Here is a 13063-nt window from a genome sequence, read left to right as displayed (position 1 = left end):
GCATCCCCGCCGACCGAAGGAGATCCCCCTCGTGACCGAGACGCCATTGGAGAAGCAACTGCCCCCGGGGCAGGGAAGACGACTGTTCGCCACCATCGGGTACGGCCTTCGCGTGGTCAAGGCGCTTCCTGCACCGCTGCGGGAGCGGTTGCTGGACGGCGCCAAGGGCGGTGTCAGTTCCAGCCTGCCGCCGTTCCGCGACATCCTGCGCCTGGTGGAAGCGGCTGGCGGCGTTCCCGACGGCCGCCGATGGCAGGACCGGCTGGTTGCTGCTCAGCTGGAGCTGCGCGGAGTCCGAGTCCAAGACGTGGTGAGCAGAGACGCGGGTCTGCACGGCGCACGTCTGTACCTCCCGCCGACCGGTGCGCCGCCGCCGACGGCAGCACTCGTGTGGGTGCACGGTGGCGCCTTCGTGATCGGGAGCCTGGACCAGCAAGAGGCGCACTGGCCCGCTATCGAGCTGGCCGCGTCAGGGATACCGGTGCTGTCGGTCGACTACCGCATGTGCATCAACGGGGTGCATTACCCGAAGCCGCAGGACGACGTCCTCACAGCTTGGCGCTGGGCGGTGGAGCACGCCGACCAGCTCGGGGTCGACCGGACTCAGCTACACCTCGGCGGCGGCAGCGCCGGAGGGTGCCTGGTGGCGGGCGCTGCCCTGCGGCTGCGAGACACCGACCAGCAGATGCCTGCGTCCCTCTACCTCGCCTACCCGGTGCTGCAAGGCAACCTCCCAGCAGCCACGCCCCAAGCCAGCAGTGCGCTCGATTCCTCACCCAAGGTCGTCTCTGAGGAATGGGTGCGCGACATGTTCAGCAACTGGGCCGGCGACGCGTCCTGGGATGACCCCTACGTGGCTCCCGGCCTCGCGGACCTGACGGGGCTGCCTCCCACCTACGTGCTGACCTGCGGACGCGACACCCTCCGGCGTGCGAGCGAGCCATTTGCCGACCGCATCGGTGAAGCGGGAGTTCCTGTGTGGCACGACCTCTTCGATGAGTCCGAGCACGCGCCGCTGGACCGGCCAGGCACCGCGGATGGCCAGGAGGCGGTGCGCCGCCTTCGCACTTGGTTGACCGGCGGGGTGGCGGGCATGACGAGCTGAAGCTGGTTGCGGGTCTGGCGCACCGGGTCCATCAGGCAAGGGTCCCGACACGGCCGGCGTGTCGCCCGCGAACGCCTACCGCCGCCATAGCCCGCGCAGGTCCGTTCGCTTCCACCTTGCAACCTCGGTCTTGCCGACCGAGCGACTGTGCCTGAGGGTCAGGGTCAGGTGCGTCCAGATAGGCGGGACCGGCGTTCCTTGGTTGGTGAGGCCTTGGTCCACGAGGTAGTTCTGGGTGATGGTGCGGCGGGCCTGGTTCCCGATGGAGTTGTACGCCTGTTGGTTGTAGACGTGGTTGGCGAATGGAATCTTCGCGACGGTGAGGTCGACGCCGGCGTCCTCGGCTTTCTTCGCCCAGCCGAGCACGGCATCGGTGCGAATGATGCCGTCGCGCTCCGGCTCGATCAGCAGCGTGGGTGGCGCCTGGTCGGTCAGGTACGTCTGTGACGAAATCGCCTTGACCCGATCGGGGTGCTCGTCCATCGTGCCGCCGATGTACAGCTCGACCAGGTGCTCCGGGTCGGTGTCGGGGCCGCCAATCACGAATGCCTCCCGCGTAGCCGCTACGTCGACCTGGGGGTACTGAGCGACGAGTGCGTCTGGCTTCGGTACTGGCCCGCAGCCGCCTGCTGCTTTACCGGAAGACGCAGACAAGGTGAGGTTCGTGGCGAGATTGCCGCCCGCGGAGTCCCCAAGGACTGCGAGCTGGCTCGGGTTGCCGCCGAAGCGGCCAGCGTTGCGCGTCGACCACACCAACGCGCACGCAACGTCCTGAGGGACCTTGTCCCACGTGGGCTGGGTCGGCGTCGCGCGGCGGTAGTCCGCGCTGAGCATGAGCCATCCTGGTCGGCGAACCATCGGAGGTCGGAGGAGGTCTCGTCGAGGTAACCCCCGATGAACCCGCCGCCGTGGATGTACAGCATCACCGGCGCCGACTGCGCGGCGCCGGCGGGGCGGTAGACGTCGATGTCGAGCAGGTCGCCGTCGGCGTTGCGGTACTTCGTGGACTCGTCCGGCTTTGCCTCGGTCATCGAGGACAGCGCCAGCCCGCGGAACGGGTTCACCGACCCGCCGGCCTGCGAGACAGCCGCCATGAAGTGGATGTTCGCGATCAAGGCGCAGATCAGGGCGAGAGCGGTCGCTGCGGTGGTAGCGAGTGCGAGCCTGTAGGGCTTCTTGCGATACCCCACGGCGGCCACGATCAGGGCGAGCGCGCTGATGATGACGACCCACGGTCCGAAAGTTGGCCAGATGAAGACAGTCGCGACCGTGCTGATCCAGTTGTCCGAGCGCCGGACGGCGGGTACGACCGCGAGGATCACGACGAGGGCGGCAATCAAGAGCAACAGGCGAGGCCGACCCTCCACGCGGCCCGGGCCCACTCGCCTTGTCGGGGCGCGCGCGTCGGCCGAGTCGCGGGAGGGTCGGCTTCGGTGTGCAACACGTGCTCCAGTGTCGGTGCGCAGCTCGAGGGTGGGAGCGCGGCGGTCAGTGGGGTTGCAGGTCTCGTTGCCCACCCGTCTGTTTGACGGGTTGGACGCTGTCGCAGCGCCGGGTTACGGCACGGGCCAGGAGGGGGCCTGGTGGATCCAGGCGCCAGGGGCGCCTTGGGGGTCGCGTTATCGCAGACAGCTCAGAGGCCGAGGTCGCGGCCGATGAGCTCCTTCATGATCTCGTTCGACCCGGCCCAAATCCGGGACACGCGGGCATCGCGCCAGGCGCGGGCGACGCGGTACTCGTTCATGTAGCCGTAGCCGCCGTGCAGCTGGACGCAGTGGTCGATCACCTTGTTCTGGATCTCGGAGGTCCAAAACTTCGCCTTGGCGGCGTCGATCGGGGTCAGCTGGCCTCGGTCGTGGGCGGCAACGCACTGGTCCACGTAAGCCTGGCTGACGTCGACCTGTGTGAACATCTCCGCCAGTAGGAACTTGCTGTGCTGGAAGCTACCGATCGGGGCGCCGAACGCGGTGCGCTCCTTGGTGTACTGCAACGTCTCCTCGAGGATCTGCTTGGCGTGCGCGAGGTTCGAGATCGCGCAGCCGAGTCGCTCCTGGGGGAGCTTTTGCATCATGTGAATGAAGCCGCTGTCGACCTCGCCGATGATGTGGTCATCGGTGAGCCGGACGTTCTCGAAGAACAGCTCCGCGGTGTCGGCCTCGTCCTGCCCGACCTTGTCGAGCTTGCGTCCGCGGCTGAAGCCCTCGGCGGATGCTGGGATCGCGAACAGGGTGATGCCGCGCGCCTTCTTCTCCGGGCTCGTTCGCACCGCGGTGATGACCAGGTCGGCGGAGTAGCCGTTCGTGATGAAGGTCTTCGAGCCGTTGATGACCCACTGGTCGCCGTCGCGCACACCCGTGGTCTTGAGCGCGGCCAGGTCGGAGCCGCCGGAGGGCTCGGTCATGCCGATCGCGAGGAGGATCTCGCCGGCGGCGACGCCGGGCAGCCAGCGCTGCTTCTGCTCCTCGGTGCCGAGCTCGACGAGGTACGGCGCCGTGATGTCGGCGTGGATGCCCCAGCAGGAACCGAGAGCGGCATTGACCTTTGACAGCTCCTCGGCGACGACAGCATTGAATCGGTAGTCCTCGGCGCCCGCGCCGCCGTACTCCTCGGGGATCTCTAGGCCCAGGAACCCCTGCATGCCGGCGTCGAGCCAGAACTCCCGGGGAATGGCCTTCTCGGTCACGTGCTGGTCGAGGTTCGGCGTGACCGACCCCCTCAGGAAACCGCGAACTGATGCCCGGAACGCTTCGTGGTCTTCGTCGTAGATGTCGCGCTTCATTTCATAACTCCTGGTCAGCTGTCGTGGTCTGGCATAGGCACAGGCGGGCCGAGGCTCCCCCGGCACGCCGGGCCGCTGCCGGTGTGCCCCGGTGGCCTCCCCTTAGCCCTTTCAGTGTGAGCACCACTGCGCCCGTGCACTTGACCTGGAGCGACGCACGCTTGACCTACTGCGACAGCGTCCGGACCGTACAAGATGATGTGGGTGGGTTTGACTCACCCATCGAGAACGCTGACTCTTGGCGCATGTCGGTGGTGCGCTCTGCCGCTCTGCGCGGTTTCGACTCCCTGGTGCTCGAACTGGGCGGGGACCCGGAGGCAGTAGCTGCCTATGCCGGCCTCGATCCGGCGGCCTTGCGGTCCGACGAGCTGCTCGTGCCCGGGCGAGCAGTGGCCGCCGCGTTGGAGATCGCGGCGAAGCAACTGGACTGTCCGGACCTGGGGCTGCGCGTCGCGGACCGCCAGGACCTGTCCATGCTCGGCGGCCTTGCTCTGGCTGTGCAGTCCTCATCCACGGTGGGCGAGGCACTCGAGTGCTGTTCGCGCTACCTGTCGGTGCATGCACGCTCCGTCGGGCTGACGGTGGAACCCGACCCCTACGGGGACGCCGGCCTCGTCGGGCTCCGTTGGAGCGCGGCCTCCGACGGAGGGCCGGTGCCCGTCCAGGTCACCGACCTGGGGCTCGGGTTCGCGCACGGCACACTGCAGGCGCTGACTGACGGGCCCTACGGGCTTCGCACCGTCGATCTGCCTCACGCGCCGCTGGCTGCACCTGAGGTGTACCGCGCGTACTTCGGGACAGAGGTGCGTTTCCGGCGCCCCGTCGGACTGCTCCGGGTGCCGTCCTCGTTGTTGCGGCAGCCCGTCGCGGGCCGTGACGACTTCCTGCGACAGCTGGCCGTCGCCTACCTCGACCACCTCACGCCGAGCCTGACCGCGACGGTCTCGGCGCGCGTGCGAGTCGCCGTGGCGGAGGCGCTCGGCACAGGCGAGGTGAACGTCGGGGCGATCGCTCACCTGCTCTACATGCACCCCCGGACCCTGCAACGTCGGTTGCTCCAGGAAGACACGACTTTCGTCGAGATCGTCGACGAAGTCCGCAAGGAGGCGGCGTTGCGCTACCTGCGAAGAACCGACATGCCCTTCACGCAGATAGCGGGTCTCCTCAGCCTTTCCGAGCAGTCCGCACTGACCCGGTGTTGCCGCCGCTGGTGGGATCAGACGCCCTCGCAGGTACGGCAGCAACAGGCACCGGCGGTCCCGGCCTGACGTCGTCGGGTGGAAGGATGTCTGTTTGTCGCGTCAGGTCAAGGGTCTGTCGTTTCAGGTAAAGGGCAACGCGGTGTGTGACGAGACCATGGATCCATGGATCCGCACCCAGAAAACTCGACTGCGTCCGCCGCCGCACCTGCAGATATGCACAGTCGGGGACACGCCGCTGAGCATGTGGACGTCGTGGTGGTGGGGGCAGGGCTGTCCGGTGTGGGGGCGGCGTACCGGCTGCAGACCGAGCGTCCGGGGACCTCGTTCGTCGTGCTGGAGGCCCGCGAAGATCTCGGAGGGACGTGGGACCTCTTCCGGTACCCCGGCGTCAGATCAGACTCCGACATGTACACCCTGGGCTACTCGTTCCGGCCGTGGAGTGACAGCAAGTCACTGGCCGACGGGGCCGAGATCCTGAGCTACATCCGTGAGACAGCGCAAGAGTTCGGCCTCGACGAGCGCATCCAGTATTCCAGCAAGGTCGTCGCGGCTGATTTCGACACCACGACCTCTCGCTGGACGCTGACGGTAGAGGACCCGCGCACCGGCGACCGCCGCACCCTGACGTGCACGTTCTTGTACTCCTGCGCCGGCTACTACGACTACGACCAGCCGCATGCCCCAGCCTTCGACGGCGCCGAGGACTTCGCCGGGACAGTGGTCCACCCGCAGTTCTGGCCCGAGACCCTCGACTACGCCGGCAAGCGCGTCGTGGTGATCGGGTCAGGCGCGACCGCGGTAACGCTCGTACCTTCCATGTTGAAGGGTGACAGTGCAGCCGAACGCGTGACGATGCTGCAGCGAACCCCGACCTGGATCAGCGCCGTTCCCGGACGGGACAAGAAGGCCGAGAAGCTGCAGGCCGCGCTGCCCGCCGGACTGGCACATGCGGCTATCCGTGTGAAGAACATCGCGTTCTCCACGGCCTTCTACCAGTTCTGCCAGCGTCGTCCGCAGCAGGCACGCAAGCTCTTGACCCAGGCGACGACAAAGATCCTCGGTGACCCGGAACTCGTCGCCGAGCACTTCACCCCCTCCTACGACCCGTGGGACCAGCGGCTCTGCGCGGTGCCGAGCGCGGACTTGTTCCGCGCCATCAAGAACGGCCGCGCCGACGTTGTGACGGACCGGATCGAACGGTTCACGCGCGAAGGCATCGAGCTCGCGTCGGGGCGGGTGCTCGAGGCCGACGTCATCGTCACCGCCACCGGGTTGAAGTTGCTCGCCTTCGGGGGAATCGACCCGCACGTGGACGGCCGGCGGGTGGAGTTGTCAGAACAGTTCGTGTGGAACGGCGCGATGGTGACCGGTGTCCCGAACTTCGCCGTCTGCATCGGTTACACCAACGCCTCATGGACGCTTCGCGCCGACCTCAGCCACCGCCTGGTTTGCAAGGTGCTGGGCTGGATGGAGCGCCGCGGACACGCCGCCGTGGTCCCCAAGCCCGACGCCGACCTGACACCCCAGCCGCTGCTGGGCCTTGCGGCCGGCTACGTGCAACGCTCCATCGGCGCCTTCCCGAGGCAGGGAGACCGTGCGCCGTGGCGGGTCCGGCAGGAGTACGTGCTCGACTCCATCACCACTCTGCGCACGAATCTGGCTCGCACACTGATTCCGGTGACCCCGGTCGCCCCCCGCGCTAGCGAGCAGCTCACGCCGGTGGACGTTTCACAATGAGCTCGAGTTGGCAACCCGACGTGCTCGGGGGCAGTTATCAACACCAGGTCCTCGAGCTCGGTCCTGACCCCGACGGCGAGGGCGACGTCGCCGCGGTCCTAGTCCGGCGCCTCCTCGGCGCTGGCGGCAACCCCCGAGGGGCAGTGCTGTACCTGCACGGGTTCGCCGACTACTTCTTCCAGACCGAACTGGCTGACTTCTTTGCCGCTCAAGGACTGGCCTTCTACGCACTCGATCTGCGCAAGTCAGGCCGGGCCCGCCGGCCAGGGCAAACTGCGCACTACGTCGCCGACCTGAGCCATCACGACGTCGAACTCGAACGGTCACTCGATCTCGTCGCCACCGAACACCCCGGTGTCCCTCTCGTGGTGGTCGCGCACTCCACCGGCGGGCTAATCGCTCCGCTGTGGCTGGACCGCCGTCGCCGTGCTGGCCGCACCAGGCCCGTGGCCGGTCTCGTGCTCAACAGCCCGTGGTTCGATCTGCAGGGCGCGCCGAGGATGCGTGGCCCCATAACCCAGGCGTTGCGCGTTCTCGCAAAGGTTGCTCCCTTGCGGGTGCTCGACCTCCCCCGGAGCACCGTCTACGGCGACTCGCTGCACGTCAGCCGTGAGGGGGAGTGGAACTACGACCTGGCGCTCCGACCTCTGGACGGGTTCCCGGTCACGGTCGGCTGGCTGAACGCCGTTCGACGTGGACACGCGCAGCTGCATCGCGGACTCGACGTCGGGGTTCCCTCGCTCGTGCTGCGATCTGACAAGACTCACTACGCCCGGGAGCATTCGGAGCGGAGCGACCGCGCGGACACGGTTCTCGACGTCAAGCAGATCGCCCGGTGGACGGGGTGCCTCGGTGGTGAGACCACGGTGGTGCCTGTCACGGACGCCCGGCACGACGTCTTCTTGTCACTCCCCGATCCGCGGCGCGACGCGTATCGGCACCTCGATGAGTGGCTCCGGCAACATCTCGCGACCTGATCCGCCGCCCGCCCTCGCGGCGTGTGCGCAGTCATTGGGCGAACACCATTGGCGCCCGTCAACCTTTATGCAGAAGGACACCATGTTTCGCACCAGGTTCACCGAGATGTTCGGCGTCGAGCACCCCGTCGTATGCGGTGGGATGACTGCGGTGGGCACCGCGGACTTGGTCGCGCCCGTAGCCGAGGCCGGAGCACTGGGGTTCCTGGCGGCGTTGACCCAGCCGACACCCGAAGCGCTGGCGAAAGAGATCGCGCGCTGCCGCACCATGACGGACAAGCCGTTCGGCGTGAACCTGACGATCCTTCCCACCCTGAACCCGGTTCCCTACGAGGAGTACCGCCAGGCGATCATCGAAGGCCGCGTCTCCGTCGTCGAGACCGCAGGCGCGAACCCGGCCCCCCACCTTCCTGCGTTCAAGGCCGCAGGAGTGAAGGTCATCCACAAGGCGGTCGCCGTCCGCCACGCGTTGAAGGCGCAACAGCTCGGTGTCGACGCCGTCAGCGTCGACGGGTTCGAGTGCGCTGGCCATCCCGGTGAAGACGACATCCCGGGCCTCGTGCTCCTGCCACTGGCAGCGCGTGCACTGCACATCCCGATCGTTGCCTCGGGTGGGTTCGCCGACGGTGCAGGGCTGGTTGCAGCCCTCGCGCTCGGCGCCGATGCGATCAACATGGGGACCCGGTTCGTCGCCACCACCGAGGCTCCGGTCCATGACGCTGTGAAGCAGCAGATCGTCGCGAACAGTGAGCGAGACACCGTGCTGGTGTTCCGGCAGTTCCGCAACACCGCGCGCGTGGCGCGCAACGCTGTCTCGGAGGAAATCCTCGAGCTCTCTGCGCGCGCGGACGCGACGTTCGCCGACATCGCACACCTCGCATCCGGAACCCGGGGTCGCGAGAACGTGCTCGCCGGCGGAGACGTCGACGCCGGCATGTGGTGGGCCGGCCAGTCCCAGGGGCTGATCGACGATGTCGCCAGCTGCCGCGAAGTCATCGACCGGATTGTGGATGAGGCCGAGTTGATCATCCGCCAGCGCCTCGCCGCCACGCTCGCCTGACACCTCCCACCAACCTCACGACCACCTCATGACCACCGGAAAGGGTGCCCCACTGATGGCTGCCAACACCACGACGATGCGCGCACAGCGACTCGACACGACCACGCGGACCTTCGAGGTCACCAACGTGCCCCTGCCGTCCCCAGGGCCAGGCGAAGTACTGATCAAGGTTGCGTTCAGCGGCATCTGCCACTCCGACCTCTCGCTGCTCGACGGGACGTTCCCGGCAATGGGGCCGCGGGTAATCACCCAGGGGCACGAGGCCTCCGGCACTATCGCTGAGCTCGGCGCCGGCGTCGAGCGCTGGCACGTCGGTGACCGGGTCGTGCCGGCCGCTGGCCGCCCATGCGGGCGATGCTCGGCCTGCCGACGAGCCGAGTACGGCCGCTGCACCGCGCTGCAGCTGATGGCGTTCGCCTACGACGGCGCCTGGGCCGAGTACACGGTCGCCCAGGCGCAGGGTCTGACGCTGATCCCCGAGAACGTCTCGATGGAGCACGCCGCCATCCTGGCCGACGCCGTCTCCACACCTTTCGCCGCAGTCGCGCACACGGCGAAGGTGCGCGTCGGAGAGTCCGTGGGGGTATGGGGTATAGGTGGGGTCGGAACCCACGTGTTGCAGATCGCTCGACTGGTCGGCGCCGCCCCGATCATCGCCGTTGACCTCGACCCCGCCGCCCGGCAGCGTGCCCTGGATCTCGGCGCGGACTTCGCGCTCGACCCGCGAGACCCCGACCTCGCAGCGCACGTCGCCAAGGTGACCGGCGGTCGGGGCCTCGACGCGGTCTTCGACGCAGTCGGCCGTCAGGTCACTTTCGACCAGGCGCTAGGCGCCCTGGCCAACGGTGGGCGCCTGGTCGGAGTCGGCATGAGTGCCGAGGAGTTGTCTGTGGGGATGAGCATGATGTTCAGCCTCAGCCGGAAACAGGTGCTGGGTCACCTCGGGTACGACCCCAGCGACATCGGTGTCCTGGCCCGGCTCGTGTCCACCGGACGTCTGGACTTGTCCGCCTCGATCAGCAACGTCGTCGCGCTCGAGGACATCGCGGACGGAATCAGCCTCCTGCGAGACGGCACCGGGAGCCCCGTGCGGATCCTCGTGCAGCCGAACGCCGCCTGATCGAGGCATCCGCCGCAACCACGGCCCGCATAGGCCCCGAATAGGCCGCCGTCCGCCTGCGCCGCGAAGCAGCTACCGAACAGCAGTACGCGACGAGCTCGCCGAACAAGGAGACACCATGGCCCAGACAAGTCCCGAAGCGGGGAAGAGCCAAACAGCCGACACCTTCACCTCGGACCCAGGTGCCGCCCGATCCACGGCGCGGTCCCTGCGACGCACTGTGGTGGGGGTTCTCCTCATCGGAGCAGTGGTGCAAGTCGTCCTCATCATGTACTACATGGGCGCCGTTCACAGTCCCCGGCCGCGCGACCTCCCGGTCGGTGTGGTGGCCAATTCCGCCCAGCGGGCGGACGTGACGGCGCAGATCGAGGCGGGGGGTGACTACGACGCCCGTCAGTACGACTCAGCCGATGAGTTGTCACGCGCGGTCGAGAGCAAGGCCGTCTACGGCGGCGTCGACGTAAGTTCGAGTTCGCCGGAGCTGTTCGTCGCTAGCGCCGCTGGCCCGAGCGCCGCCACCGCCTTGCGAACAGCTTTCACCACCGTCGTCACCCAAGAGAGAGCACGACAGGTAGAGGAGATCGCTGCGGCAGACACGCCTGTGTCCCCCTCCACCCTCGCCGCGTTCTCCACACCGGCCAAGGTGACTGATCTGGTGCCCCTCCCTGCCGCTGATCGCGGCGGGTCAGCGCTTGGTCTTCTGGTGCAGGTGCTGGCAATTGGGGCCACTGTCGCTTCCACCGCGCTGGGGAGGCTGGGCCCCCGCACGGCCCGGTCACCCATGAGGGGAGTGGCCCACGTGTCGATCCTGTTGGCGTACGCGTTCCTCTCAGCGGCAGCCGTCTCACTGGGCGCCAGCATCTTCGGGGTCATCCCGAGTGGAGAACTTTGGTCCTTGCTCGGAGCGTTCGCGCTGCTGTCCCTCGCTATGACCGCGTCGGTGGCTGCAGCCGTCGCCCTCCTCGGACCGGTCGGCGCCAACTTGGGCACGCTGTACTTCTTGGTCGGGGTCGTCGTCTCGGGCGCTTCGGTCATCCCCGAGTTCCTCCCCGACTGGGCTCGTGTCCTGGGTCAGGGGCTGCCTACGGGCGCGGGTGCGAGTCTCGTCCGTGAGCGTTTGTACTTCCCGGACGCCTCGGTGGCGGGACCGGCGACCGTGCTGGTCATCTATGCCTTGGTCGGCGTCGCGGTGGTCATGATGACCAACACGCTGCCAGGTCGCGTTCGGCGCAACCCCCAAGAGGTACCCGCCTGATCGAACTGGCCAAGGGCTCGGACGCTGTGAACCGAGCTGCTCAGGTGCGGGCACATGCCGCCTGGGGCTCAGGTCTGGTGGATGAACGGGTTGAGGATCTCCCGGTGCCACAGGTCGTCTCGCTCGGGGGTTGTGAGCTGGGCCTGGTCGGCGACCTCTATCCAGTCGCGGTGCACCAGCTCGACGATCTCCTCGGTGATGTCCTTCGCTTGGGCGGGGGTGAGGAGGAAGTCAGGCGCTACCTGGTGGCAGGTTGCGAGCTGGCTCCACCGGGTGCCGTCGCGGGTGATGCCGATCGCCTGGGTGGAGGTCTGGCTGCTGCGCGGTTGGGGCGCGATGTCGTACGCCGGGGTGAGGGTGAGGTGCTGACCGTCCCAGAACGCGGCGTGGTTGCGCAGGTGGTCGTCGTTGTTGCCGACGATGACGTTGAGGACGAGCCTCTTGTAGACCTCGAGCAGGGTTCCGGTCACGTCGGTCCATGGGCCGGAACGGACAGCCTGGGCGATCTCGGCGTAGCTGGCGTGGCGCGAGCTCATCGCGGTGTAGCCGAGAACGGTGAGCATCGACAGCATGAGCCGCCGCGTAGGGACCGGGAGGGTGGCGACTCGGTCGAAGCGTTCGACCAGGAGCACGTCGCGCCCGTCGACGCGTCGGACCTCGACGGGCGCCACGTTGAGGCCGGCCCGGGCGGCGAGCAGCATCGCGACAGCCTCGGCTTTCACGACCGGCCGGGTGTCGGTGGTGGAGGAGAACTTTGCGACGAGGTGACGATTGCCGTCGGTCAACAGCGCCTTGGGTCGGGCGCCGCCGATGCTGGTGCCGTGCTGCGCGGCGGCCTCCAGTGTTGGCGGTACGGGGAGACCGGCCTCGACGAGGTCGGTCAGCTGTAGCAGTTGCTCAAGGGTGGCGTCCTCGTCGCGGGTGACGTACTTGGTGGGGGAGGCCTGGAAGTCGAGCCCACCGATGCGGTTGCTGCCCGACGACAACAGGTAGGTCATCTCGCCGAAGTCGGCGTCGGGGTTGCCGGCTCGGCGAAGGTTGATGACCCGGCGACCCCAGGCGTCAGGTGCCGCGTCACGCAGGCATCCGGCGAGCGGGAGTGGGTCGCGGCCGCGGCCGGCGGGGCGCCTGGGGTCGAAGACCTGGTCGGTGAGGGGCAGTTCGGGCTGAAACAGGGAGATCGCGTCGCGCCGGGCCAGGTAGCTGGCCGCGTAGCGAAACGCGAGCACGGGCTCGCTATCGAGCATAGCACCAGCAGCACCCAGGACCCCCGCCACCACCGGGGTGGTGGCTCCGGGCAACCACGCCCACACGTACGCCCGGTCTTGGCTGCTGGACTTGGCTGACCTACGGCCGGATGCGGCCGGCGCAGTTTCGCCGGAGGGCGCGCCAGATGTCGGTGGGACCCTGGGGGTCTTGGCGGTGGGTGTTCTAGAAGTCATTGTCGAGCTCCGGGGTGTTCAGGCGGACCCGCGCCGGGAGAAGTGCCAGGCGGGCCCTCTCCTGGTCGGCAACTCGTGCGCTGTCGTGCGGGTCGGGTCCGAACAGAGCTATCCCGCACAGGACTGCGGCTTCTAGGGCGGTACCGATGGCGGTGTTGGGTGAGCCATTCTCGATGCGCAGGACCGTCTGCTTGGTGACTCCGAGGCGGCTGGCGAGCTCGGCGGCGGTCCAGCCGAGCTCGCGGCGGGCTACAGCGATCTGCAGGCCGAGCGCGTTCACCGCTGCAACGGTGATGGGAAGGTACGTGCGTTCACGCTTCAACAGGATCCCCCCGGTAACATAAAACAGACCATAGGCCCCTCACGGTTCGATTTATGATACCGCC

The 13063-nt window shown here is 67.8% G+C and carries 11 protein-coding genes; 7 read left to right on the top strand and 4 right to left on the bottom strand.

All coding sequences use genetic code 11. The features are described from left to right. Positions 1-31: 31 nt before the first annotated feature. Positions 32-1105 (top strand): alpha/beta hydrolase, encoded by a 1074-nt coding sequence (locus tag BLU55_RS14080; protein WP_157682873.1) that lies wholly within the window; start codon positions 32-34, stop codon positions 1103-1105. 75 nt (positions 1106-1180) lie between these two features. Here BLU55_RS14080 and BLU55_RS14075 read toward each other — a convergent pair whose 3' ends face one another. Next, a complete protein-coding gene (locus BLU55_RS14075) occupies positions 1181-1939 on the bottom strand; it encodes an alpha/beta hydrolase (RefSeq protein WP_172833915.1) in 759 nt (252 codons plus the stop codon). Between the two features lie 799 nt (positions 1940-2738). Continuing rightward, on the bottom strand, positions 2739-3884 hold the full coding sequence (locus tag BLU55_RS14065) for an acyl-CoA dehydrogenase family protein (protein ID WP_091730856.1): 1146 nt from the start codon (positions 3882-3884) through the stop codon (positions 2739-2741). Between the two features lie 245 nt (positions 3885-4129). Here BLU55_RS14065 and BLU55_RS14060 point away from each other — a divergent pair, with 245 nt between their 5' ends. From BLU55_RS14060 to BLU55_RS14035, 6 genes are all read left to right on the top strand, one after another. Then, the gene (locus tag BLU55_RS14060; protein WP_091733948.1) at positions 4130-5152 is read left to right on the top strand and encodes an AraC family transcriptional regulator; all 1023 of its coding nucleotides are present in this window, start codon (positions 4130-4132) and stop codon (positions 5150-5152) included. A 96-nt stretch (positions 5153-5248) separates the two neighbouring features. Then, complete coding sequence (locus BLU55_RS14055; protein WP_269457919.1) at positions 5249-6823, top strand: flavin-containing monooxygenase; 1575 nt, start codon at positions 5249-5251, stop codon at positions 6821-6823. Next, positions 6820-7800 (top strand): alpha/beta hydrolase, encoded by a 981-nt coding sequence (locus tag BLU55_RS14050; protein ID WP_091730851.1) that lies wholly within the window; start codon positions 6820-6822, stop codon positions 7798-7800. Before BLU55_RS14055 ends, BLU55_RS14050 begins: the two co-directional genes overlap by 4 nt. Before the next feature lie 82 nt (positions 7801-7882). Continuing rightward, positions 7883-8860 carry an NAD(P)H-dependent flavin oxidoreductase gene (locus BLU55_RS14045; protein WP_091733946.1) on the top strand — a complete coding sequence of 326 codons (978 nt, stop codon included), beginning with the start codon at positions 7883-7885 and terminating at the stop codon, positions 8858-8860. Between the two features lie 55 nt (positions 8861-8915). Beyond that, positions 8916-9980: a zinc-binding dehydrogenase gene (locus BLU55_RS14040; RefSeq protein WP_091733944.1), complete on the top strand. Its 1065-nt coding sequence runs from the start codon at positions 8916-8918 to the stop codon at positions 9978-9980. 118 nt (positions 9981-10098) lie between these two features. Continuing rightward, a complete protein-coding gene (locus BLU55_RS14035) occupies positions 10099-11235 on the top strand; it encodes an ABC transporter permease (protein ID WP_157682871.1) in 1137 nt (378 codons plus the stop codon). Positions 11236-11303: 68 nt separating this feature from the next. Here the strand turns inward: BLU55_RS14035 and BLU55_RS14030 are convergent, their stop codons facing one another. Both BLU55_RS14030 and BLU55_RS14025 read right to left on the bottom strand, forming a co-directional pair. After that, entirely contained in the window at positions 11304-12482 is a 1179-nt protein-coding gene (locus tag BLU55_RS14030; protein ID WP_197680998.1) for a type II toxin-antitoxin system HipA family toxin, read from the bottom strand. 184 nt (positions 12483-12666) lie between these two features. Then, the gene (locus BLU55_RS14025) at positions 12667-12957 is read right to left on the bottom strand and encodes a helix-turn-helix transcriptional regulator (protein ID WP_157682870.1); all 291 of its coding nucleotides are present in this window, start codon (positions 12955-12957) and stop codon (positions 12667-12669) included. Positions 12958-13063: the final 106 nt, after the last annotated feature.

Origin of the sequence: Nocardioides scoriae (assembly GCF_900104965.1) — a bacterium.
Lineage (GTDB): Bacteria > Actinomycetota > Actinomycetes > Propionibacteriales > Nocardioidaceae > Marmoricola > Marmoricola scoriae.
Note: the sequence above shows the minus strand (reverse complement) of the source record. Positions and strands in the feature narration are given on the sequence as shown.